Here is a 24,106-nt window from a genome sequence, read left to right as displayed (position 1 = left end):
CTATGCCTTTTGTGAAAAAAGCACTGTATCAGCCTGTTCTATACAGACCAATACAGTGCCTTGTTTACACTGCTGTTTTCTTATTCATCTTGTGAACAATAAACGTCAATAAGAATGCAGCAATTAAAATAATAAAGAATACTTCATGTGAAAGATGGAATCCAAAAATACTAGCAAACATTTTCAATGCAATAATGGCAATTAAAATATAGGCAGTCGTTTCAAGTTCTGGTACACGTTCAATCAATGAAAGAAATACACCAGCGATGGTACGCATCATAATAATGCCTAAAACTCCACCTAATAAAAGAACCCATACTTGATCGGATATGGCAAATGCCGCTAATATAGAGTCTACTGAAAAGGCGATATCCATTAATTCAACTGAAATAACAGTCGCCCAGAAAGTACCAAAGACTCGAACCATCCAACCTGTCTTCTTAAACTTGTGTGCGTCTCCTTCATCAGTGCTTTTATTTTTAAAATGTAATATGACTAACCACATTAAATAAGTTGCACCGATCACTTTAACAATAGAGAATTTTACGAGGTAAACGCCAATACCGATGAAGAGAAATCGGAAAAAATAAGCCCCAAACATCCCATACATTAGCGCTTTTTTCCGCTGATGCTGTGGAAGATGTTTAACAAGTACTGCTAAAACAAGCGCATTGTCTGCAGACAATAGCCCTTCCATAATAATCAATGAAAAAATAAGGCCCCATGATACTGGATCTGTTAAAACTTGTCCCCACATCTGCCAGTTAAAAAACTGTGCATATGTATTTAATATCTCGTTTATTACATCCACCGAAGATCCCCCGTCATGTCATGTACCTATACCCTACTCGTTACTGTAGGCCATATGCGTTGATTAATGCTGCTAGTCCACCCTGATAGCCTGAGCCTACTGCGGCAAATTTCCACTCGCCATTATGACGGTAAAGCTCACAAAATACAACGGCAGTTTCAATACTGAAATCTTCGCCTAAATCATAGCGTAATACCTCTGATCCCGAATCTTCATTTGTCAATCGCACATAAGCATTTAGTACTTGTCCGAAGTTTTGATGACGACCCTCAGCATCATAGATGGTAACCGTTACCACAATCTTTTCAATTTGAGGTGATACTTGCTTTAAGTTGACAAGAATCTTTTCATCATCCCCATCACCTTCACCCGTACGATTATCACCTGTATGAACAACAGATTGGTCTAGACTCGCTAAATTATTATAGAAGATAAAATCTTGTTCATTACGACATTTACCTGATGCATCTAGTAAAAATACAGATGCATCGAGGTCAAAGTCTTGCCCACCATCAAATTGCTTAACATCCCAGCCTAAGCCAATGCCAATGCTATTTAATCCTGGGTCTTGCTTGGTTAAATCAATACGTTGCCCTTTACTTAATTGAATAGCCATTCAAAATCTCCCTTTCTGTCCAAAGATGAAATTTTAGTTTACACTTAAGCCGTAATCATTACATAAAGCAGCTAAGCCACCTTGGTAGCCAGCACCAATTGCATTAAATTTCCATTCTCCATTATGGCGGTATAATTCCCCTACTACGATAGCTGTTTCAATACTGAAATCCTCGCCTAAATCATAACGGATAATTTCCTCGTTGGAAGCAGCATTAACAATACGAATATACGCATTAGACACCATTCCGAAATTTTGACTACGAGACTCTGCATCATGGATTGTTACAGTGAAGGCTAGTCGTTGAACATGAGCAGGCACTTGAGTTAATGCAACTTTTACCACTTCATCGTCACCTTCACCAACACCCGTTAAATTATCGCCCGAATGTTCAACTGAACCGTTGCCACCTGTTGTATTGTTGTAGAAAATAAAGTCATTTTGATCAGCTACTTTGCCTGTATCAGCCAGTAAAAATACAGAAGAATCTAAATCAAAATCATTACCACCGTCATATTTATTTGTATCCCAGCCTAAACCTACAACAACATTTGTTAATCCTGGATTTGTTTTTGTTAAATCTACCTTTTGACCTTTTTGTAGTGAAATTCCCATACTCTTTATTCCTCCTATATAGTCATTTATTTATTGATATCTTCGAACAACATCGCCAAGTTTTATATCATTCGTTCCCGTACCAACTGCAGCAAATTTCCAGTCACTATTATGACGGTAAATTTCTCCACAGACTAACGTCGTTAAATTCGAATAATTATCAGTTAAATTATAGCGAATTAGTTCGCTTCCTGTCCTGTCATCATACACACGAATATATGCATTTTGAATCATACCGAAATGTTGATTACGACCTGCTGCATCATAAATGTTTACAACAAACACAAGCTTGTTATATTGCGTTGGTACAGACGATAGCTCAATTGTAATTACTTCATCATCGCCATCGCCGTCTCCTGTTAAATTATCACCAGAATGTCGAACAGAGCCGCAATTACTTGTTAATTTTCCAAAGTAAACAACATCGTCTCCCGCTATCACCTTATCATCTTGCAGCATTAAGACTGAAGCATCACAGTCTATACTTCTGCCACTGCCACTATTTCTACTAGAAAATAAACCACCTAAAAAGCCGCCACTTTTCTCTTGCGCTACAGGGTCCCACCCTAAACCTACTTTAATTTTATTTAAACCTGCGTTACCTTTTGTTAAATCAACTCGTTGCCCTTTTTGTAAATTAATCCCCAATTTTAACACCCTCCTCAAATATGTATTTCAACTGAAAGATTATATGGTAAGTAATAATCTACTAAAATAAATTTTTTCTACTTTTTAAGTCTAAAATAACGTGACAAAAAATTCAATTAATGGCTCCTAAAAGATATTTTCGCTTATTTTTAGAAAATTCCTCCTGTTACCTACTACTCTTTAAAACGACTTTGCTGTAAAAGAGTTCCTTTTATTCCCTTTCGTATAGATGGGCAAAATAGCTAAAAAAAACCTTCTAACTAGTAGAAGGCTATAGTATTTAACTAACTTTTCATCTTTGGATCGAGTGCATCTCTTAGGCCATCTCCCATCAGGTTAAAGCCAAGAACCGTTAGCATAATTGCTAATCCTGGGAAAATCATAGTCCAAGGAGCATTTAATAAAAACTTTCGAGCATCTGCTAACATTTTTCCCCACTCAGGTGCTGGTGCTTGAGCGCCCAGTCCGAGGAAGCCTAATGCTGCTGCTTCGATGATGGCAGTCGCAATTGCAAGCGTTCCTTGTACAATAATAGGCGTCATAGAATTCGGCAAAATATGTGAAAATAAAATTCGTGAATCACGCATGCCGATTGCTTTTGCTGAGACAATATACTCTTCTTCTTTGACGCTCAACACTTTGGAACGAATTAAACGTCCAAAATTCGGTATGTTAATAATGGCAATGGCAATTAATGCATTTTGTAAGGATGGTCCTAGTACCGACACAACAGCAATCGCTAATAGCATACTAGGGAAAGCGAGCATAATATCAAAAATACGTGAAATAATTGTATCAATCCATTTACCATAATAACCGGCGATAATACCAAGCAAACTACCAACAATTACCGATAAAACAACTGAAAAAAAGCCTACCCATAGCGAAATTCGTGCACCATGAATGATTCTAGAAAAAATATCTCGCCCAAAATCATCTGTTCCAAACCAATGATCACCTGATGGTGCTAGTAAACGCTTCGATAAATCTTGTTCATTTATCCCTTGTGGTGCAACGAGCGGTCCTACTACAGCAAGTAATATAAAAAATATAACAATCCCTGCACCTATTAAAGAGATTTTGCTCTTTTTAAAGCTTCGCCAGCCCTCTAACCATGGACCGACCGCTCGTTCTTGAACTGGTGCTGCTTCTTTTTTTATGTCAATTGCTCCAGTCATCATTGCAGCTCCCTTCTATTTGTATTTAATACGTGGATCAATCACTGTATACAGTAAGTCCACGATTAAGTTAATCATGATGAAAATAAATGCAACGATTAGAATACCTGATTGAATGACAGGATAATCCCTGAAGCCAATCGCATCATAAATATAACGACCAATTCCTGGCCAACTAAAAATCGTCTCTGTTAGAATGGCTCCCCCTAGTAGTAACCCCGTCTGTAACCCGATTACCGTTATTACAGGAATAATAGCGTTCTTTAAAGCATGCTTATACACAACAATAAACATTTTTTGGCCTTTTGCTCTTGCAGTACGTACATAATCTGAGCGCATAACTTCTAACATAGAAGATCTTGTGATTCTTGCAATAATAGCCATAGGAATGGTTGCCAGTGCAACTCCCGGTAATATTAACCTCTTTACAACTTCAATAAATTGATCGAAGCGCCCTTGAATGAGCGTATCCAATAAATAAAAATGGGTTATAGAGGTTATTGGATTTCGAACATCCTCTCGACCAGAAGTAGGTAACCAGCCAAGCTGACTACTAAATGTCCACTGTTCCATCAAGCCTAGCCAGAATACAGGTACAGATACACCAACTAATGCCACCACCATCGCTGTATAATCGAACCAAGAATTTTGGAACCATGCAGAAATAATACCCGCATTCACCCCAATAACAATGGCAATAATCATTGCGAAAAATGCAAGTTCAGCTGTTGCTGCTAAGTATGGAAAAATTTCTTCTGATACAGGTAATTTTGTACGTAAGGAAACACCTAAATCTCCCTGAAAAATGCCTGCTAAATAACTAAAATATTGTGTATACCAAGGCTTATCTAATCCTAAACTTGCGTTTAACGCCTCGACCGCCTCTTTTGTCGCCTGTTGTCCTAAAATAACTTGTGCTGGATTACCAGGTATTGCGCGTATCAACATAAAGACGATAAAAGTCATTCCAAGCAAAACTGGGATTAGCTGGAGTAAACGTCTCCCCATATAGTGAAGCATCTTCATCACCTCTCTATGATTTTCATAATCTACTTTGAAGTCTTTATATACTGTTGAAAGGTTGAACCTTCACCAAACGATTTTGAATGTTTAGATGAGTGATCTTTCACACAGGAGAAAATGATTGTCTATTACTAGAAAAGAATCTGCGAGATTTCCACGGCTTACCCGCAGAAAAGCAAGCAGATTCTTTTAAACTCCTCTATTCAATTAGAAAATGAAGTTTACTATTGAATATCTACTGCATCTAAACGGTCAGAACCTGTAGGATGCGCAATATAATTCGTCACTTTCACATTAGCAGCTAAAATTGGAATAGAGTGAGCAAGTGGAACCCATGGAGCATCCTCAGAAATCATGACTTGAGCTTGCTTATAAAGTTCATTACGCTTGTCCTCATCAATTTCAGTTTGAGCAGCTGTTAACAACTTGTGTAATTCTGGATTGTCATAGAATGTATAGTTATTAGAATGGATATTATCACCGTCTAATAACGTGTATAGGAAGTTATCCGCATCTCCATTATCACCTGTCCAGCCAAGTAAGAATGCATCCGCTTCACCATTTTGTGCTTTTTCTAAATAAGTAGCCCATTCAAATGATACAATTTTAGATTTAATGCCTACATCTTCTAAGTTCTTTTGAATCGCTTCTGCTACTTTTTGTCCGTCTGGCATGTATGGACGTGGTACTGGCATTGCCCATAACTCAATTTCTTTACCATCATAGCCTGCTTCAGCAAGTAATGCCTTCGCCTTTTCAGGATCATACGTATAGCCTGTAACATCATCGTTATAACCTGAAATTACTGGTGGCATTGGATTTTTCGCTGGCTCTGCTAGTCCTTCATAAAATGCATCCACCAATGCTTGCTTATCAATTGCATAGTTGACTGCTTGACGCACTTTGACATTATCGAATGGTGGTCGAGTCACTGTTAAACCTAGATAACCAACGTTCATAGATGGACGTTCGATTAATTGTAATTTAGCATCGCCTTCGATTGTTGCTTTATCAGATGGACTTAAACCATCAGCCACATCAATATTGCCTGCTAACAAATCATTTAAACGCGCAGAGTTATCTGGAATAGAACGATAAATAACTTTATCTAATTTTGGATAGCCATCAATATAGTAGTCTGGGTTTTTCTCGATCGTTACAGAATCATTACGTACCCAGCTAACAAATTTGAATGGGCCTGTTCCTACTGGATTTGCAGATAAGCCTTCTTCATCTGCCTCAAATGCTGTAGGCGAAGCAATCGCAAATGGGGACATGGCTAAATTCTTTAGGAATGGTGCTTGTGGTTGACTTAACTTAAATACAACCTTATAGTCACCTTCAGCAGTAACTGATTCGATTACTTGTTTGTCTCCAACGACAAATTGGGAGCTAAAATAAGGATATTTATCAGTACTTGACTTCCAACGTTCAATATTTTTCACAACTGCCTCGGCATTAAAATCTGTACCATCATGGAACTTCACACCTTCTTGTAGCTCAAAAGTATAAGTTAATCCATCTTCTGAAGCCTCCCATGATTTTGCTAACCCAGGTTGAATCGTTACATCTTGTTCGCCAAAGTTTACTAATGTTTCATAAATATTAGCTGTTACCGTAAAAGATTCACCATCTGTAACAACAGCAGGGTCTAGTGCTACTGAATCTCCACCACGACCATACACTAATATTTTTGGTTCACCACTGCCAGCTGTATCGCCACCAGTTGATGTATCTTTACTACCCGTATCCTTAGTATCTGAGCCGCCACAAGCTGCTAAGATTGTCGAGAGAATAAGGAGTAGCATTACCCCTAAAGTCCAAAGCTTCTTTTTCTTCATTAAATTTCCCCCTATGAGTTTTTATATCATTGAATGTTGAAGCGCCTCATAAAGATGGCAAGCAACATAATGACCCGGTTTTACTTCTTGCATTTTAGGTACTACTTGGGAGCATTGCTCCTTTTTAAAAGGACATCTCGTATGGAAAGTACAACCGCTTGGCGGGTTTGATGCACTCGGAATATCTCCAGAAATAATGATCTGTTCCCGTTCAAACATCGGATCAGGAACAGGGACCGAAGATAAGAGTGCCTGTGTATATGGATGAAGCGGTTCAGCATATAAGTCCTCACTCGCTGTCAACTCTACTAATTTACCTAGGTACATTACGCCAACACGATTGCTGATGTGGCGCACTACCCCTAAATCATGGGAAATAAAAATATAAGTCAGCTTTAAATCCTTTTGCAGCTTTTGCAATAAATTTAATACTTGTGCCTGTATGGACACATCTAGCGCAGATACTGGCTCGTCCGCAATAATTAAGCGCGGGTTGGTCATCAAGGCTCTAGCAATTCCGATACGCTGCCTTTGCCCTCCGCTAAACTGGTGCGGATAACGCTTGATATGATATTCATTCAATCCAACAATCTCAAGTAGCTCCAACACCTTTTGTTTCCGCTCTTTGGCATTTCCTATGCCATGAACAATAAGGGGCTCCTCTAAAATTTTGCCGATGTTATGGCGCGGATTTAATGAGGCATAGGGATCCTGAAAAATCATTTGAATATCTCTACGTGCCTTCCTCATTTCATTATTGGATAATTCTGAAATTACTTTACCTGCGAATTCTATTTTACCTTCCGTTGGCTCCAATAAACGCATTAATAAGCGGCCTGTTGTGGATTTACCACAGCCTGACTCTCCTACAATGCCTAATGTTTCTCCCTCAAATACCTCAAATGAAACATCATCCACCGCCTTCACATCCCCAGCATGTGAATTCAGGACACCCTTTCGAATAGGAAAATATTTTTTTAAACCATCAACCTTTAATAACGCTTTCGACACGCTGTTCCACCCCCTGCTTCTCTAGTAAAAAACATCTCGATTTATGGTTCTCTGCTGCCTCAAATAAAGGTGGTGTTTCTTGTAAACAACGTTCCATCGCATGTTCACAGCGTGCCGCAAATCGACAGCCGACCTGGATGCTCCCAGGTTTTGGTACACTACCAGGAATAGAATATAGATTGTCTTTTTTATAACGCATATCAGGTACTGATTGAATAAGTCCTTGTGTATAAGGATGTTTCGGATTAGTAAAAACTTCTTGAATCGGTGCCTCTTCCACGATTTGTCCAGCATACATTACAATCACTCGCTCACAAGTCTCCGCTACAACGCCCAAATCATGTGTAATTAACAACACAGCTGTATTCAACCGTTTATTTAAGTCTTTCATGAGCTGTAATATTTGAGCCTGAATCGTCACATCTAATGCGGTTGTAGGCTCGTCTGCAATTAATACTTGAGGATCACAAACAAGTGCCATGGCAATCATAACCCTTTGACGCATTCCACCAGATAGCTGGTGGGGGTAATCCTTTAACAATTCCTCAGCCCGTGGTAAACCTACAAGTTTCATAATTTCAACCGCTCTTGCAAACGCTTCCTTTTTCGACCATTTTGGATTATGAATTAGAATTGCTTCTTTTAGCTGGTCGCCAATCGTAAACAAGGGGTTGAGAGAAGTCATTGGTTCCTGGAATATCATCGCAATGTCTTTTCCACGAATTTTTTGCATTTGTTTATCCGTACATTTTGCGAGATTTTTGCCATCTAGCAAAATTTCGCCACCTGTTATTTTCCCTGGTGGTGATGGGATCAATCCCATGATGGACAACGACGTAACGCTTTTTCCGCTTCCCGATTCTCCTACAATTCCTAAAATTTCCCCTTCATGGACAGAAAAATTGATATCATCTACAGCAGGAATTTGTCCATTATCTGTGAAAAAGGTTGTTTTTAAACCTTTTATTTCTAGTAGCTTCTTCCTCATGCGCAACGTCCCACCCTACCTATATTTTACTTAGTTGTATAATGTTATTAATAGCATACTATAACTTTCGTTAAATTCCCTATTTTCAGATAATTCTACCTAAAAATCTTTGCTCTTTCAATCACTAATATTCTCCAAATTACATAGTATTTCTACATTAATCTCATTTCATAATAACTAAATCTTATAAAGAGATAGTTTTTTAGCCTTTATAACAAAAAAATAGCCTTCATTAAATGAAAGGCTATTTTGAAAAAATTCCATATATCATATAAATTTTAATCTAAATGCTGTACTTGGAATAAATTATAATACGTTCCTTGTCTGTCCATTAATTGTTCATGTGTACCATTTTCTATTAATTGCCCATGATCTATGACGAAAATCTTATCCGCATGGGTAATAGTAGACAGACGATGTGCGATGATAATGGTCGTCCGTTCATGAGCAAGTTTATCGAGTGATTCTTGAATCAATGCTTCACTTTCTAAATCTAACGCAGAAGTAGCTTCATCAAGGATTAAAATCGGTGGATTTTTTAAAAATACTCGCGCAATAGCAACCCGTTGTTTTTGCCCGCCAGATAGCTTTACACCTCGTTCTCCAACCTTTGTATCATAGCCATTAGGCAAACCCATAATAAAGTCATGTGCATTTGCAGCTTTAGCTGCCTCAATGACTTGTTCATCTGTTGCATCTGGTCGTCCCATTAAAATATTTTCTTTAACAGAATCACTAAAAAGTATATTATCTTGCAGAACAATACCAATCTGTGAGCGTAACGAATGTATAGTGATATCTCGTACATCGTGTCCATCAATCGTCACCTTACCACTTGTTGTATCGTAAAAACGAGGAATCAAACTGATAATCGTGGATTTACCACCACCACTCATCCCAACAAATGCAACAGTTTCTCCAGGATTAATCGTAAAATCGATAGCATTTAAAATAGATGCGCCAACTTTTTCATATTGGAAGGACACGTTGTGAAAGCAAACTTCCCCATTTGCACGTAGTAGTTCACGAGCATTGTCCTTGTTTTTCACTTCATAGGGCTCATCTATTAATTCAAACATCCGATCCATTGAGGCGATCGACTGCGTCAAAGTAGTCGAGGCACTTACAAGGCGGCGAAGTGGACCATACAATCGTTCAATATAAGCAATAAAAGCAACCATTGTTCCAACTGAAAGTGATCCATTTATGACTTGGTAGCCCGCATAGGCTATGACAAGCAATGGCGCTACATCCGTGATTGTATTAACTACTGCAAATGACTTAGCATTCCACTTTGTTTGGTCGAGTGCCTTTTCTAAAAATTCCCCATTTGCTGTATCAAATAATTTTTGTTCATGCTTTTCTAGTGTGAAACTCTTAATAATGCTCATACCAGCTACACGTTCATGTAAATAACTTTGTACACCCGCAAGTGCTTGAGAACGTTTACGTGTTAAAGCTCGCAGTTTGCCAAAAAAGTATTTCACACTTAATGCATAAAATGGGAAAGCGACTAATGCGACTAATGTCAGCTTTACATCCATTGTTAGCATAATGATAATCGCAATAATAATCGTCGCTAGGTCCAGCCAAACATTCATTAACCCCGTCATAACAAAGTTCTTCGTTTGCTCAACATCATTAATGACCCTTGATATAACATCTCCAGCACGTGTATTGGCATAATATTTTAAACTTAATCGCTGTAAATGTGCGTAGATTTCCTTACGAATATCAAACAACACCTTATTACTAACGTGTTGTGCAAAATATTGACGATAATACTCGATTGGTGGACGGATAATAAAGAACACAATAATAGTTCCGCCTAACCAATATAACAGCTCTTTTGTTTTATCTACATCTGTTAGGTCTTCTGCTGCAATAATATCATCTAACACAATTTTAATGAGTAGTGGAATAAACAGGGGAATAGCAAATTTCACTATACCAATGATAATCGTTAAAATAATTTCCCATGTATATGGTTTTACAAAGCGCATATACCGCTTTATGCTTCCCAACTTTTCATCACATCCTTACAAAAAGAAACAGACATTCGATTATGAATGCCCTACGTATTATAGCAATATTTTGATTAAAATACAGTTATATTGACTTTACAGCGAACTATTTTACTTCTCTCTTTACAGTTGGCTGTATCCAACAAAAAAACACCTATTAGGTAAACTAATAGGTGTCACTAACAATCATCTGACTGCATATCAAGCTGGAACTTGTAACGATTTGTCCAGACATCGATGAAGTCGGGTGCAAATGGTCCTCTTTTTTGTTGAATCCAGCTTATTAATTTATCGACATTGCGCTTTAAAATTTTATCAATGACTTCAGGATAAGACATTTCCTTACGATGAAGCTCATATTCATCCTCATCTAAGAGGGTATAAGACATGTCAGGATAAACTTTAATGTCTAAATCATAGTCGATATATTTAATGGCATTATTATCGAAAACAAATGGTGAGCTTAGATTACAATAATAATACACACCGTCTTCACGTAGCATACAGATGATGTTAAACCAGTGTTCCGCATGAAAGTAACAAATAGAAGGCTCTCTCGTTAGCCATGTCCGACCATCGGATTCTGTCACAAGGGTCCGTTCATTCGCACCGATAACGATATTCTTTGTTCCTTTTAAAACCATCGTTTCTTGCCAAACACGGTGGATACGGCCATTGTGCTTATAACTATGTATTTGTATCGTTTCTCCTTCTACCGGTAATGCCATTTTGAAGCCCACCTTTTCGTCTATGCTACCTAAATCTAGCAGTCTCTAGTATATTATAGCAATGTGTACGCGAAAGGTGTAGTTAGAAAACCACAAATTTCACTACGCCATTTTGAATTAGTATAAAATTTAGTCAATTAAAGCGATTTTTATAAGCTTGTCAGCCTCAGTGGGATTATTTAATTAATTGCAACGCTATACCACTTTTAGAGGATTTTCTTAGCAATTAGAAAGGGGCTGTCTTTTTCATCTTTTCGGATTTTAGACAGCCCCTTAGAGGTAAATGCAGTTATGCAGTTACAAAGTGTTACTCACCTAAATCTTGGTTAGTTTTAGAGAAACGGCCTGAAGCTGGAGCTTTCTTTTGCTCTGCTTTTGCATTTTGCTTTTGCACTTCATTTACGTCCGTTTCATAACCAAACTCTTCACTTTGACGTTGCATGTTTTTATTCGGTTGGAAATTTTGGTTGTTTTGTTTTTTCATCCTTCATTCACCTCCACGCTAGTTATTGTGTACTGAGGTGATGACTTTTATGCTCATGAATTGATTATTTTAAGATGGATTTAATTTCCTGCGATTTACTTTTTGACTTCTTCCCAAATTTTTAGCATCGGGACAGGCATCGGCAAACGTTCTATTTGCTCTCGGCTTAGCCAATCGCCCTGCGCAAAAGACTCACATTTCATATAATAGCTATTTATATGCCAAGTTAAATGTGAAAAAACATGTTTAAATGTAAGCAACTCATGTTCGGCATGAACATTTACTGTAAATTCTTTTTTAAAGTTTTCTACTGTAGATTGGCTTGTGTCAATCATCGGAAATTGCCATAGATTAGCAAGTAGACCTTTCTCAGGACGCTGCTGCATTAAAAATCGTCCGTTTTCATCTTCACATACAAGGACATCATATGTAAGGTGCTTCATTTTTATTTTTTTTGATTTGACAGGTAATTTGTCTGGTTCCCCTTCATTAAACGCCGTACAATATTCTCGTACTGGGCATAATAAACATTTGGGCGAGGTAGGTGTACAAATAAGCGCGCCGAGTTCCATTAAACCTTGGTTAAAAGAGGAAGCATGCTCAGGATCAATGAGTTTCTCCACCGCTACTTCGAAAACTTTCTTCGTTTTTGGCATAGCGATGTCATCATGTATATCAAGTACCCTACTTAAAACTCGCATAACATTACCGTCTACTGCATGTTCAGGCTTGTTGTAGGCAATACTTAAAATAGCACCTGCAGTATAGGGACCAACACCTTTTAATTTTGATATTTCGTGGCGATTGTCTGGTACTACGCCTCCGTAATTTTCTAAAACCTCACGAGCACCTGCTTGTAAGTTGCGAGCTCGAGAATAATACCCAAGACCTTCCCAATGCTTCAGTAAGTATTCTTGTGGTGCTTCTGCGAGCAAATCTAATGTTGGAAAACTTTCCATAAAACGATTGTAATAAGGAATAACTGTGTCGACACGTGTCTGCTGTAGCATCACTTCTGATACCCAAATTTTATAAGGGTCAGTTGTATGTCTCCACGGTAAGTCGCGTTTCTCAGCGTTAAACCAGTCGACTAAAGATTGTCGAAATTCTGTTACATATGGGTAATTCACAGTGACCTCCGTTGTTTTTACGATTTAATTTATGATGAAAAGGGTATACAATTAAGAAAAGAACATTCGGGTTTAGTCGACAAAAATCGTCTCCTTTGCTTGAATGTCATAAAATTTAATAGATCTTTTATTATTATTGAAATAAAGATGTATGCACATTGTACTCGATTTTACCGCATACTAGGAGTGGATATTTTTGGATTCAGGTACACATTTCGTTATGGGTATTGCCCTTGGCGGTCTTGCATTAGCCGACCCTGTAGTAGCCAATCATTCAATGACTTTTACAGCAGTAATGGCAGGGACAATTATTGGCTCACAAGCTCCAGATGTCGACACTGTGTTAAAGCTACGTAATAACGCTATCTATATTCGACATCATCGAGGAATTACACATTCACTACCAGCTGTGGCTATTTGGCCTATTTTAATTACAGTTGTTTTATCGCTTATTTTGCAAGACGTAAATGTGTTTCATTTATGGCTTTGGACCTTTTTAGCTGTTGGCCTTCATGTCTTTGTTGATATTTTTAACGCCTATGGTACGCAAGCAATTCGGCCATTCTCTAAAAAATGGGTAGCATTAGGTGTCATCAATACATTCGATCCAATTATCTTTTCCTTACATTGCCTCGGTATAGTGTTATGGGCATTTGGCACAAATCCAGTTTGGACATTTAGTATCATGTATATCGTAATTGTGATTTATTATATTTTACGATTTGCTGTTCAAAGAGCTGTAAAAAAAGCTGTGCATCATACCATTCAGGACGAGGAATATGTTATTGTAGCACCTACAATGCGCTTCTTCCACTGGCGAATCGCAGCCAAGTCTAAGACTCATTATTATGTTGGGCGTGCTTATGGAAGGACTGTTAATATTTACGATAAATTCGAAATCAAGCCTTTACCTAAAACTCCAGTTATAGATGCGGCAATGAAAGATTCTAATCTAGCTGCATTTGTGTCCTTCTCTCCAATGTACAGATGGGAAATTTCAGAACTTGAAAATGGCTTAACAGAAGTAAGGTTAATCGATTTACGTTATCGTAGTGATAATCGCTATCCTTTCGTAGCTGTTGCACATTTAAACGATGATTATGAAATTGTTACGTCTTATACAGGGTGGATTTTTACAGAAGATAAACTACAGAAAAAGCTACAAATTGGCGCAAGTAATTAAGCAGTAAACCCTGACCAATAGTGGTCAGGGTTTTATTATTGTAACATATCATCACTGGCATCTAAGAAATGAGCATATTTCGGATTGCGTCCTGCAAAAACATGTAATTTATCACCATAGCTTGCAATTAATTGACGCACAAGATTTTCTGTGTACTCTGCCCCACGATAAGCATATCCTGCTTTCGCAGCTGTTGATTCAAAATCACTCCATAATAATTCCACCCAAACTCGTGCCCGTCCAACAGACATTTGTGGATTTTTTGCTAGTAACTCTGCTGTTAATTTTTCAAGTTTTTCTTCCATTTACTTACCCGCCTTTACAGGGGATAATATCGATACAGGTAATGCCTCTTGGTACTTGTCTCCGCCTAAACGATGTCCCCAAGCAAAGCGACCCTTTAAATAATCTACTTGGAAAAACTCATTATCTGAACCATCAATACGATACATTTCTCCAGGAACAATCGTATCCAGATCTACTAAATACGCTGCTGCCATTAAAGCTTTGCGCTCATAAACAGCAAACTCATTGAGAATTCCTAGCTGTTCTGCCTTTCGAGCTTTCTCTTTTAGAAAAGCAATTTCTTCTCGCAGTTCGTGCTCGGTCATCGCAGCATAATTTTTTTCGTTCATTCTTCATTCTCCTTCTCTTCTATAAAACGATCTATTATTTCTATAGGAAAACCCTTTTGATAGAGCGCCTGTTTAACTTTCATCTTTAGCTCATAACCAGTATACTTCGATACATACTTTTTCCAAACTTTTTCGCCTTGAGTATTTAATAACTGCTGCCAGTTATCATCATCCTGCACTATCTCAACTTGGCTAAGCACCTCTTCCACGATCGGAAATGCATAACCTTTTCTTAAAAGAAAGTCCTGGATCTTGGTCTTTATTTGTGTTGGCGTTTTCTTATTCTGTGAGCGAATAATTTTCTCCGCTAACTGCATTGCCAGTTTTAATTGTTCCTCAAAACTATATGTAGCAAGCACTTCATCCTGCAAATTTTTCTCAATGCCCTTTTTAATAAGATCTTGTCTAATGGCTCTCGGCCCTTTTTTCATCGTAGCCTTCTTGGTATCAAGCAATGCCTTTGAATAGTTTTCATCATTGATAAAGCCATAAGACTTTAACTTCTGAATTGCCTCCAATATTACGGCTTCTCCAAAATCTAATGCGAGCAGTTTTTTCTTCACCTCATGCTCGCTTCGCATTTGATAAGAAAGAAAGTTTAACCCCTTATTAAAGGCCTTACGTATTTCATCCTCATAGGCAATCTCTTGGATTTCAAATTCATCAAGCACCTTTCCCTTTGTTAAACCGAATTGAATAAGTATGGCTTCATCAACTGGAAAAGCATATTCCTCATTTATATAGATATTATATCGTTCAGAATTGTTTTTTTGACGTGCAATTTTCGTAATTATACGCATAGCAAACACCTCACTATTGCATATTATAGCATTTCTTTTTTAAGGGAGCAGTGATCTGACAAGAGGGTTTTGCTTTCATTCGCGAGTATTCTTCTTCACTCCGCGAGTATTCCTCTTCCTTCCGCAAGTATTTCTCTTCACTCCGCGAGTATTTCTCTTCACTCCGCGAGTATTCTTCTTCCCTCCGCGAGTATTCTTCTTCCCTCCGCGAGTATTTCTCTTCCCTCCGCGAGTATTTCTCTTCACTCCGCGAGTATTTCTCTTCACTCCGCGAGTATTTCTCTTCACTCCGCGAGTATTTCTCTTCACTCCGCGAGTATTTCTCTTCCCTCCGCGAGTATTTCTCTTCCCTCCGCGAGTATTTCTCTTCCCTCCGCGAGTATTTCTCTTCCCTCCGCGAGTATTTCTCTTCACTCCGCAAGTATTCCTCTTCCTTCCGCGAGTATTTACGCTTATTCTGGAATGCACTGAAGATGTTCGCTTTTGAGTTAAGTGTTAAACTTACTAGTAAGTGTTTTTATTCGATCAGAGAAGAGGTGCTTGTTATGAAAATCGTTATTGCAGGTGGCACTGGCTTTGTCGGGAGTGCACTCATAAAGCTATTACAGGATAATGGACATGATGTTTTTGTCTTAACACGTCATCACTCAAGACTAGAAAATGGTATTCACTATGTACAATGGCTACAGCAGCACGAGCAGCCTTTGCCTTTTTTAGAGGGTGCTGATGCCTTTGTTAATTTAGCAGGTGTTTCATTAAATGATGGGCGCTGGACGAAAAAACAGAAGAAGGCTATTTATTGGAGCCGAATGAATGCAACGCTTGAATTAGTGAAGATAATGGACTTGCTAACGTCAAAGCCTAAAGTTCTTATCAATGCTAGTGCCGTGGGGATTTATCCTACTTCTACAGAAGCTGTCTATCATGAGGATTTTATGGACTATGCCCATGATTTTTTGGGTACAACCGTCCATGATTGGGAACGACATGCGAAACGAGCAGAATCATTAGGGATTCGCGTGGCTTTTGCACGCTTTGGTGTCATCTTAGGCCGAAATAGCGGTGCACTACCACCTATGCTATTGCCCTATCAAATGTATATAGGTGGAACAATTGGTTCTGGTAAACAATGGCTCTCTTGGGTACATATTGATGATGTAGTACGCGCAATTTATTTCGCGATTATAAATGAAAATATTCGTGGTCCATTTAATGTAACAGCTCCAAATGCTATGCGAATGAAAGAGTTCGGACAAACAATCGCAGAAGTCATGGGCAGACGCCATTGGATGCCTGTCCCAAGTTTTGCGATGCGTTTAGCTCTTGGTGAACAAAGTTCGCTTGTTTTAGAAGGACAACATGTGCTGCCCACTGTTTTACAACAACATCATTTTACATTTAAATATCCTGTTTTAAAGCAAGCACTTGAAGATTTGCTAAAAGCTCAGAATTAGCAAAAATTAAGTTGGATAATTTTTTTATAAACTACGCATTCTAATGAAAAAGAAAGGATGCGTTTTTTATGTGGAAACAACATATTGTAGGTGCGGTAATTGCTACTTTTATTATTGCCGCAGGAATTAGTATTAATCCTTATTTCGCTGCTGGTTCTGATGAGCACCATTGGGGCTTTAAGCGTGCTAAAAATGGTGAGCAGGCGGAAGCAGGAGCGCAGCTTGATCAGCTACTTGACCAATATGGTGCGATTTACAAAGGAAAGCCAGATAAAAAAATTGCCTATTTAACATTTGATAATGGCTATGAAAACGGCTTTACTGAAAGTATTTTGGATACATTGAAAAAAGAAAATGTACCAGCAACTTTCTTTTTAACAGGGCATTATTTAGACAGTGCCAGCGATTTAGTGAAACGCATGGTGGAAGACGGTCATATTATTGGGAATCATTCATACGGTCATCCCAATATGGCGCGACTTTCTCCAGATGGAATGCGTACGGAATGGCAGAAATTTGATGGGAAGTTACGTGAATTAACTGGAATCGATCGTACAACATATGCTCGGCCACCTGAAGGTTCTTTCAATGCAAAACTTTTAGAAGTCGGAAATGCTGAAGGCTATCGCCATATTTTCTGGTCTGTGGCTTTCAAGGATTGGATGAAGGATGAACGTCGTGGTGCGGATTATGCCTATAACGCACTTATGGAACAATTACATCCTGGTGCTGTTATTTTAATGCATACTGTAGCACAGGATAATGCCGAAGCTTTACCAATGTTTATTGCGGAAGCTAAAAAGCAGGGCTATACCTTCTTATCGCTTGACGATTTAGTATTGGAATATGAAGATTTTCCTGTCGCTTTGCAATCGCCTGCTCCTTCGTTATAATGGGGAGATGACATTATAGAGCAGGGACGTGGAATGTTTGACGCAGCAAACAACAATGACCGTGGGACAAAAATTCCCACTAACAATAAAAAGGCTTGGTATTAATGGTGAGGGTGTAGGGTTTTATAAACGTAATGTAGTTTTTGTAAAAGGAGCTATTCCCGGAGAAGAAATTACAGCTCAGGTGACAAAAACACAGCGTAATTTTGCTGAAGCAGAAGTTTTAGACATTCGTAAAGCTTCGAAGCATCGTCAGGAGGCACCTTGCCCAGTTTATAACGAATGTGGCGGCTGTCAGCTTCAACATATGACATATAATAAACAGCTAATTGAAAAGCGAGACATTGTCATTCAAGCATTAGAACGTTATGCCAAACCTTTAACTGAAACGATCGAAGTACGTAAAACACTTGGTATGGATAATCCTTGGCACTATCGTAATAAAAGCCAATTCCAAGTACGTAAAGAGGGTAAGCGTGTATACGCAGGTTTATTTGCTGAAGGAAGCAATAAGCTCTTGAATATTAATGATTGTCTCGTACAGCACCCAGTCACTTCTAAAATTACCGTAGCCACAAGAAAGATTTTGCAAAAACTAAATATCACTATATACGACGGTCGTACGCTAGATGGTTTAGTGCGTACGATTGTTGTACGTACAGGGATTCGTACTGGCGAGACACAAGTAGTTCTTGTCACAACACGAAAAGAAATCCCTCATTTAACTGAACTTATCACACGTATAAAAAAAATCGATCCGAGTATCGTATCGATAGCACAAAATGTTAATCGTGAAAAAACATCATTAATATTTGGTGATGAAACCATTGTACTGGATGGCAAGGAAACGATTCATGAAGAGCTTGGTGAACTAGCCTTTGATTTATCAGCTCGTGCCTTCTTCCAGCTAAATCCAACACAAACTGTTCATCTTTATGATGAAATAAAAAAGGCCGCTGCATTAACGGGGAAAGAAACAGTTGTTGACGCCTATTGTGGTGTTGGAACAATTGGGCTATGGCTAGCAGATCAGGCGAAAGAAGTACGTGGGATGGATGTCATTCCAGAAAGTATTCAAGATGCGCGTAAAAATGCGCGCAACCATGGCTTCAAGCATACAAAATACGCAGTCGGCACAGCCGAAAGTGTCCTTGCCAAATGGCGCAAGGAAGGTTTTACTCCAGATGTCATTACAGTAGACCCACCACGAACTGGACTAGCACCAGAATTTATTCGAACAGTGCTTAAGCTAAAACCTAAGCGTTTTGTTTATACGTCCTGTAATCCATCCACTTTGGCGAAGGATTTACAACAATTATCAAAGCTTTATCATGTTGAGTATATCCAGCCTGTCGATATGTTCGCACAGACGGCACAGGTGGAATGCGTTTGTAGCATGGTTTTGAAACCTGAGTATCAGAAATAGTTTGGCGACTTTTTAGATGCAGTCTGTATATTACAGGCTGCATCTTTTTTACCTTGGTTTCCTTTTTATATGAATGAATGAATAAATAAAAAACACATCAAAATTAATTGATGTGTCAGACTGTAGACAAACTCAAAAAATTTGAAAGTTTGCCTACAGTCTGAGAGTAGCACATGCTACTCTTTCTCAATAAAAATATTCAATTCAAGCTTCTTCATAAGCATTTTTCATTACGTGATATAAATTAATATCTTTAAAATCGTCTTTATTAATATGTAGTTGTACACTTACCTCATACAAAAAATAAAGCCATTCCGTATCATTTTCCTCAACAGCTTTAGCACAAGCATTTTCTATATATATACTATTCACATGACGTTCTAGACTCTTTATATAATCTAAGGCTTTTGATGCTCCTGGCCAATTCAAATCCTTAAATAATTCATATAACTTAGGCAAAGCCACTTTGTTATTTGGATAGCCGATAGATATGACGACATCGACTGCGTTCTCCCAACATTCTTTTGAATATTTTTGAAATATAAGTGGCAATAGTTCATTGGGAATTTGACAAAGAAATGCTTTTGCTTCGTTTTGAATTGTCTCTGGCAAATTCCAATTCAAATTATAGGAATAATAAATAACTAAATTATTTTTCATAAAAATGCATACCTTTCAAAGAAACATTGCTTATTCCCCTTTAAGTAGACAATATAAATTACAGTCTGAAAGGACATCTCAAAATAAATTGAGATGTCCTTTTTATGTCATGCACAGCACAGGCTGCCTGGTGGGTGATGGACGGTCCAGAAAAGTCGATACCTTAACCAATACCCCAGGATTTAAAAGATTTTTAAATGTTAAACTTTTAGCTTTTATCAAAAGAACTTTGACACGTAAGTTTTGATCTTTCACCTTTAACCTTTAAACCTTCATATCAGTTTAGTTGAAAGTTTCCTTTGAGTAAGACATGTTTGACGTTTTAACTCGCACACATGCCTTTAAGCGCGAGCGACTTTTCGTTTTCCATTTTCGCTAGACCATGCCTATTTATTTCGTTAAGCTTCCACTTCAATAAATGTCGTAGCATTTGATTCCGATAGGACAGCATCAACCTCTGATTCAAATTCTTCAATACGAGTGCTCAATGACTCAATTTGTTTTTTGACATTTAAAGGATCAATGATTTCATACTCATTTCTCTTCATAAATGTTTCAGTATGTAATTTGACTTCATCTGGAGACTGTTTATCTTTATTACCTAATATGTTAATTAAATAGGTTTCCAGTTTTTCAGGTAATGCATCATTTTCTTTGGCAACGGTATTAATGGTTGAACGATATTGATGCTGCATGATTTCTAGCAAATTCTTTTCATATTGAATAGATTGTTTCCGTTCGATTGCCTCTGCTACAGTCATTTCTTCCTTACCAACTATCACCTTTGTGCTAGCGTTAGACTGTACAACTAGAGCTTTTATTTTATTTCGATAGCTAATCAAGCCTACCACCTTATCATAGGCCGCTTGCATTTGCTTTTCATATTCTTGAATGTCTACACCATTCATTTTACGATTACTTTTTCGATTAGCTACTACTGCACTAACCTCATTCGTTGCTGTCTCAATTCGTAGGTTCAGCATCTTTAATTCTGTTAAGGCACGATGAATAGATAGTTTTTTCATTTCAGTCATGATAAAACCTCCTTCTTAAGCAAGTGTTCTTTCATTATAAAGAGAAAGATGTATAAAGTCCAAAATTACCCATTTTATTTTTTATTGCTTTCATAAGAACATGCCTGTATAATACATTTCTAGGTGCCAAACCTATGTAACTTGGACGGAACATCCTTGTTACGCAAAAAAACGCCATAACAGCACGGATTTGCTGGGCGTTTTTTGTTTTTGAGCGGGAGATGAGCCCCGCTCTTTTTATTTTGCCATTAATGTTTGTTTATGCTTTTGGCGTCCAAATACAAGTAGCACCATAGCAACAGCTAGCAACAACATTGCTACAAGTAAAAGGAAGCTATAATTTTTTACATATTCTATATAAACGCCACCTAAAAAAGGCCCTGTTAAACTACCAATACTTAAAGCAATTCCACAAAGTAAATTTCCTGTAGGCAGTAACTCCTTTGGTGTTAGATCAGCCATGTATGTAATCCCTAAAGAAAACATGGAGCCAACTAAAGTGCCTGTTAAGAAAAATGCTATAGCCACAGCTAATTGAGAGTGCTCTAAAAAGCTGGCGATTGCAAAAAGCATAGCGCCTCCAAACGAGCCTACCATCAAGATATTCCGTCTTCCTACTTTATCCCCTAATGCACCAAGTGGTACTTGTGTTAAAATCCCACCAAATGTAAAGACAGATAGAATAATAGGGATCATACCTACTTCGTAGCCTTTGCGTAAAGCATAAACTGGGAATAAAGCATTTAATGAAGACTCAAGGAATCCATAAACGAAAGGTCCTAAAAACGCCATCCATCCAAATAAAATAGCCATTTTGTAGCGTTGCCATCCTCTTGCATTTAAGTCGCCTGTTAGTCGCTCAGGTTTTTCATTTTGTAAGAAAAATACAAAAGACCATGCAAACAAGCACATGATGGATGATATGATAAACGGTAACGCTTCAGCAATCTCAATCAGCTTCACCATAAGTGGCCCTACGGCAAAGCCTATACTAAATGACAAGCCATAGATGGCCATTCCTTTTCCCAAACTTTTATGATCTGCTGTGCTTGTAATCCATGTTTGTGTCGCATAATGCAAGGCATGGTCCCCTACTCCAATGAGCAAACGAAGGACAAACCAGAAGGTCACACTTTTCCAGAAGGGAAATGCTAGCAAAGATGCAAAAACAAGTGCTCCTCCAACTAAAATAATTGGTTTGTAGCCCCATTTTCGTAAAGGCTGCTCGATAAATGGTGAGATTAATAGTGTTCCTATGTATAAACCTGTTGCATTCAAGCCATTCAATGCCGAGGATACGCCATCCCGTTCAAATATGATCGAAATAAGCGGTAACAGCATCCCTTGTGAAAAGCCTGATATGGATACAATTAATACTAAAATGGTAAATCGTTTTTTGCTGTAATCTGAGAAGTATGTCATCTTATCCTCCAATATCGTCATTCTTCCAAAGAACAGCATATCAAAAAGCCTTAGCGCTCACCACATGTGATTTTACGCTAAGGCCTAACTAATCCTTATATTCATTTAATTGTATAAACACGAAATTCGGCTTTTGATTATTACCGGATACTTGTTTAAACTCCCTCCTTTTCGAGTTAGCTTTGCAATGATACTTTTTCCAATCAGCTCCTTTACTTTATCTTAAAACAACTTTAACATACAACCTCAATATTGTAAATATTCTGCCTATTGATTTTTAAAATTAATCTCTTAGTCCTAGGTGTTTACCTAAACATTGAAATTTAAGCCCAAATCAGCTACGATAAAAGGGATGAAATGAGGTGTACGAATGTCAAAGCCAATCACTGATAAAAAACAGCAAGTAACCTACTTAAAAGAGCGTCTTGAAATTTTTTTAGAAGTATTAGATGCCCTTGATCCCGAAACTGCTGAATTAGAGGATATCGATCGCTTAATTCAAATGATGGATGATTTAGAAGATAAAATGGAGCAGTTTAATGCTCGTGAACAATAATGAGTCAAAACAAGCGAGCATATTATATGCTCGCTTGTTTTTTAGTGGCAGTCCCAATTATAAAGTACCTTGCTAAAATCTTTATTGTTTAGCTCTTCTGCTGTAATGAAGAAGTTGCCGACACCACAATCGCCCCAAAGGATATCATCACCTACACTATCAATCTGTAATAACATGATTGTAGAGTCCGTATAATCACCGTATGCTCGTGGATCTTCCTGTGTAAAGTACGGATACCCACCTATTTTATGTCCATCACCAGTCAAAGCATCATAGAAAGCATCTTCTAATGTATCATCATCCTCTATTGATGTTAAGATACTGGCGTACATGTCATTACTTCTAAAATCATCAATGGACAATGGTTCAAAGCCTGCTTGAAAGGATAGTGCCATTTCACGCTCTACAGGAAAATACATCTCCTCATCCACTAATTTGACAAATGAAAAATCTTGAACGAGCTTTGTTTCATCATGCACGATCGATTCATGGAAGATAACACGAAATCCTTCTTGATTTTGTCCATTATCAAAATCCATTCCTAACACATCGTCATAACCATCAATATAAAACTGTAATATTCCCTCTTCTGGAAAATTCGCTAGATGCTTTGGTACTTCTGTAAAATTAATTTGAGCTAATAGCTTCAAAGGTTGTCCATTGTTATTTGTTGGATATTCCATCGACAGTGGAAAATAGGGATCCCCTGCAAACTTACTTTGAAATAAAGATGTTTTGCTTACCTTCGTATCAACCAATACAACAGGCTTCATTGTTTCTTCTATTAATGGTCTATATTTTTCAAATTCTTCCGGTAATTCAAGTAAATTTTTAGCAGCCATTCAAATTCCTCCTAAATGTGGATTCACTTCTATTTTAGAACAAACGTTCTATTAAATCAACCCCTTCTCACAAATACTATGAAAACAAGCTTTAATTTAGGGCT

The 24,106-nt window shown here is 37.9% G+C and carries 26 protein-coding genes; 5 read left to right on the top strand and 21 right to left on the bottom strand.

The window, feature by feature from the left end; all coding sequences use genetic code 11:
* Positions 1-64: 64 nt before the first annotated feature.
* From AC6BKE_RS06980 to mutY, 13 genes are all read right to left on the bottom strand, one after another.
* Positions 65-811 (bottom strand): TerC family protein, encoded by a 747-nt coding sequence (locus AC6BKE_RS06980; protein ID WP_499856281.1) that lies wholly within the window; start codon positions 809-811, stop codon positions 65-67.
* A 40-nt stretch (positions 812-851) separates the two neighbouring features.
* Positions 852-1,427 (bottom strand): TerD family protein, encoded by a 576-nt coding sequence (locus AC6BKE_RS06975; protein WP_036122208.1) that lies wholly within the window; start codon positions 1,425-1,427, stop codon positions 852-854.
* A gap of 33 nt (positions 1,428-1,460) precedes the next feature.
* Complete coding sequence (locus AC6BKE_RS06970) at positions 1,461-2,042, bottom strand: TerD family protein (RefSeq protein WP_036122212.1); 582 nt, start codon at positions 2,040-2,042, stop codon at positions 1,461-1,463.
* A gap of 30 nt (positions 2,043-2,072) precedes the next feature.
* The gene (locus tag AC6BKE_RS06965) at positions 2,073-2,690 is read right to left on the bottom strand and encodes a TerD family protein (RefSeq protein ID WP_036122214.1); all 618 of its coding nucleotides are present in this window, start codon (positions 2,688-2,690) and stop codon (positions 2,073-2,075) included.
* Positions 2,691-2,974: 284 nt separating this feature from the next.
* Positions 2,975-3,871, bottom strand: a complete 897-nt coding sequence (gene nikC, locus AC6BKE_RS06960) for a nickel transporter permease (RefSeq protein ID WP_036122217.1) — start codon at positions 3,869-3,871, stop codon at positions 2,975-2,977.
* A gap of 12 nt (positions 3,872-3,883) precedes the next feature.
* Positions 3,884-4,888, bottom strand: coding sequence for an ABC transporter permease (locus AC6BKE_RS06955; RefSeq protein WP_036122220.1), 1,005 nt, complete (start codon positions 4,886-4,888; stop codon positions 3,884-3,886).
* Positions 4,889-5,115: 227 nt separating this feature from the next.
* The gene (locus tag AC6BKE_RS06950) at positions 5,116-6,732 is read right to left on the bottom strand and encodes an ABC transporter substrate-binding protein (protein ID WP_499856278.1); all 1,617 of its coding nucleotides are present in this window, start codon (positions 6,730-6,732) and stop codon (positions 5,116-5,118) included.
* Between the two features lie 21 nt (positions 6,733-6,753).
* Entirely contained in the window at positions 6,754-7,743 is a 990-nt protein-coding gene (locus tag AC6BKE_RS06945) for an ABC transporter ATP-binding protein (protein ID WP_036122226.1), read from the bottom strand.
* Positions 7,718-8,731 (bottom strand): ABC transporter ATP-binding protein, encoded by a 1,014-nt coding sequence (locus AC6BKE_RS06940; RefSeq protein WP_499856276.1) that lies wholly within the window; start codon positions 8,729-8,731, stop codon positions 7,718-7,720. The genes AC6BKE_RS06945 and AC6BKE_RS06940 overlap by 26 nt, the downstream gene beginning before the upstream one ends.
* 278 nt (positions 8,732-9,009) lie before the next feature.
* Positions 9,010-10,734, bottom strand: coding sequence for an ABC transporter ATP-binding protein (locus tag AC6BKE_RS06935; protein WP_499856274.1), 1,725 nt, complete (start codon positions 10,732-10,734; stop codon positions 9,010-9,012).
* Positions 10,735-10,934: 200 nt separating this feature from the next.
* Positions 10,935-11,483 (bottom strand): nucleoside tri-diphosphate phosphatase, encoded by a 549-nt coding sequence (gene ntdP, locus AC6BKE_RS06930; protein ID WP_036122234.1) that lies wholly within the window; start codon positions 11,481-11,483, stop codon positions 10,935-10,937.
* Positions 11,484-11,790: 307 nt separating this feature from the next.
* On the bottom strand, positions 11,791-11,967 hold the full coding sequence (locus AC6BKE_RS06925) for a gamma-type small acid-soluble spore protein (RefSeq protein WP_008173504.1): 177 nt from the start codon (positions 11,965-11,967) through the stop codon (positions 11,791-11,793).
* Positions 11,968-12,062: 95 nt separating this feature from the next.
* A complete protein-coding gene (mutY, locus tag AC6BKE_RS06920) occupies positions 12,063-13,097 on the bottom strand; it encodes an A/G-specific adenine glycosylase (RefSeq protein WP_036122236.1) in 1,035 nt (344 codons plus the stop codon).
* A 196-nt stretch (positions 13,098-13,293) separates the two neighbouring features.
* Here mutY and AC6BKE_RS06915 point away from each other — a divergent pair, with 196 nt between their 5' ends.
* Positions 13,294-14,280, top strand: coding sequence for a metal-dependent hydrolase (locus AC6BKE_RS06915; protein WP_036122239.1), 987 nt, complete (start codon positions 13,294-13,296; stop codon positions 14,278-14,280).
* A gap of 35 nt (positions 14,281-14,315) precedes the next feature.
* Here the strand turns inward: AC6BKE_RS06915 and AC6BKE_RS06910 are convergent, their stop codons facing one another.
* From AC6BKE_RS06910 to AC6BKE_RS06895, 4 genes are read right to left on the bottom strand one after another with little or no spacing between them, the layout of a single operon-like run.
* Positions 14,316-14,585, bottom strand: coding sequence for a YfhJ family protein (locus AC6BKE_RS06910; RefSeq protein ID WP_036122243.1), 270 nt, complete (start codon positions 14,583-14,585; stop codon positions 14,316-14,318).
* Positions 14,586-14,915 carry a YfhH family protein gene (locus AC6BKE_RS06905; RefSeq protein ID WP_036122247.1) on the bottom strand — a complete coding sequence of 110 codons (330 nt, stop codon included), beginning with the start codon at positions 14,913-14,915 and terminating at the stop codon, positions 14,586-14,588.
* Positions 14,912-15,715 carry a recombination regulator RecX gene (recX, locus tag AC6BKE_RS06900; RefSeq protein ID WP_499856271.1) on the bottom strand — a complete coding sequence of 268 codons (804 nt, stop codon included), beginning with the start codon at positions 15,713-15,715 and terminating at the stop codon, positions 14,912-14,914. Before recX ends, AC6BKE_RS06905 begins: the two co-directional genes overlap by 4 nt.
* Positions 15,716-15,728: 13 nt before the next feature.
* Complete coding sequence (locus AC6BKE_RS06895) at positions 15,729-16,136, bottom strand: hypothetical protein (protein WP_499856270.1); 408 nt, start codon at positions 16,134-16,136, stop codon at positions 15,729-15,731.
* A 124-nt stretch (positions 16,137-16,260) separates the two neighbouring features.
* On the opposite strand from AC6BKE_RS06895, the gene AC6BKE_RS06890 reads away from it, so the two are divergent.
* The 3 genes from AC6BKE_RS06890 to rlmD all read left to right on the top strand — a co-directional run bounded on the left by AC6BKE_RS06890 (position 16,261) and on the right by rlmD (position 19,488).
* Positions 16,261-17,169 (top strand): TIGR01777 family oxidoreductase, encoded by a 909-nt coding sequence (locus AC6BKE_RS06890; protein WP_499856268.1) that lies wholly within the window; start codon positions 16,261-16,263, stop codon positions 17,167-17,169.
* A 68-nt stretch (positions 17,170-17,237) separates the two neighbouring features.
* Positions 17,238-18,062: a polysaccharide deacetylase family protein gene (locus AC6BKE_RS06885; protein ID WP_058843697.1), complete on the top strand. Its 825-nt coding sequence runs from the start codon at positions 17,238-17,240 to the stop codon at positions 18,060-18,062.
* Positions 18,063-18,099: 37 nt separating this feature from the next.
* A complete protein-coding gene (gene rlmD / locus AC6BKE_RS06880; protein ID WP_499856265.1) occupies positions 18,100-19,488 on the top strand; it encodes a 23S rRNA (uracil(1939)-C(5))-methyltransferase RlmD in 1,389 nt (462 codons plus the stop codon).
* Positions 19,489-19,692: 204 nt separating this feature from the next.
* On the opposite strand, the gene AC6BKE_RS06875 is transcribed toward rlmD, so the two are convergent.
* From AC6BKE_RS06875 to AC6BKE_RS06865, 3 genes are all read right to left on the bottom strand, one after another.
* A complete protein-coding gene (locus AC6BKE_RS06875) occupies positions 19,693-20,148 on the bottom strand; it encodes a hypothetical protein (RefSeq protein ID WP_499856263.1) in 456 nt (151 codons plus the stop codon).
* Positions 20,149-20,546: 398 nt separating this feature from the next.
* Positions 20,547-21,182: a hypothetical protein gene (locus AC6BKE_RS06870; protein WP_499856261.1), complete on the bottom strand. Its 636-nt coding sequence runs from the start codon at positions 21,180-21,182 to the stop codon at positions 20,547-20,549.
* A gap of 237 nt (positions 21,183-21,419) precedes the next feature.
* Entirely contained in the window at positions 21,420-22,604 is a 1,185-nt protein-coding gene (locus tag AC6BKE_RS06865) for an MFS transporter (protein WP_036123066.1), read from the bottom strand.
* Between the two features lie 370 nt (positions 22,605-22,974).
* Between AC6BKE_RS06865 and AC6BKE_RS06860 the strand changes: the two genes are divergently transcribed.
* Complete coding sequence (locus AC6BKE_RS06860; RefSeq protein WP_036123069.1) at positions 22,975-23,160, top strand: SE1561 family protein; 186 nt, start codon at positions 22,975-22,977, stop codon at positions 23,158-23,160.
* A 41-nt stretch (positions 23,161-23,201) separates the two neighbouring features.
* Here AC6BKE_RS06860 and AC6BKE_RS06855 read toward each other — a convergent pair whose 3' ends face one another.
* Positions 23,202-24,002: a YwqG family protein gene (locus tag AC6BKE_RS06855; RefSeq protein ID WP_089934591.1), complete on the bottom strand. Its 801-nt coding sequence runs from the start codon at positions 24,000-24,002 to the stop codon at positions 23,202-23,204.
* Positions 24,003-24,106 lie beyond the last annotated feature (104 nt).

Source organism: Lysinibacillus sp. COL-1 (assembly GCF_059814265.1).
The sequence above is the reverse complement of the archived record's forward strand: the minus strand, read 5'-3'. Positions and strand labels throughout refer to the sequence as shown.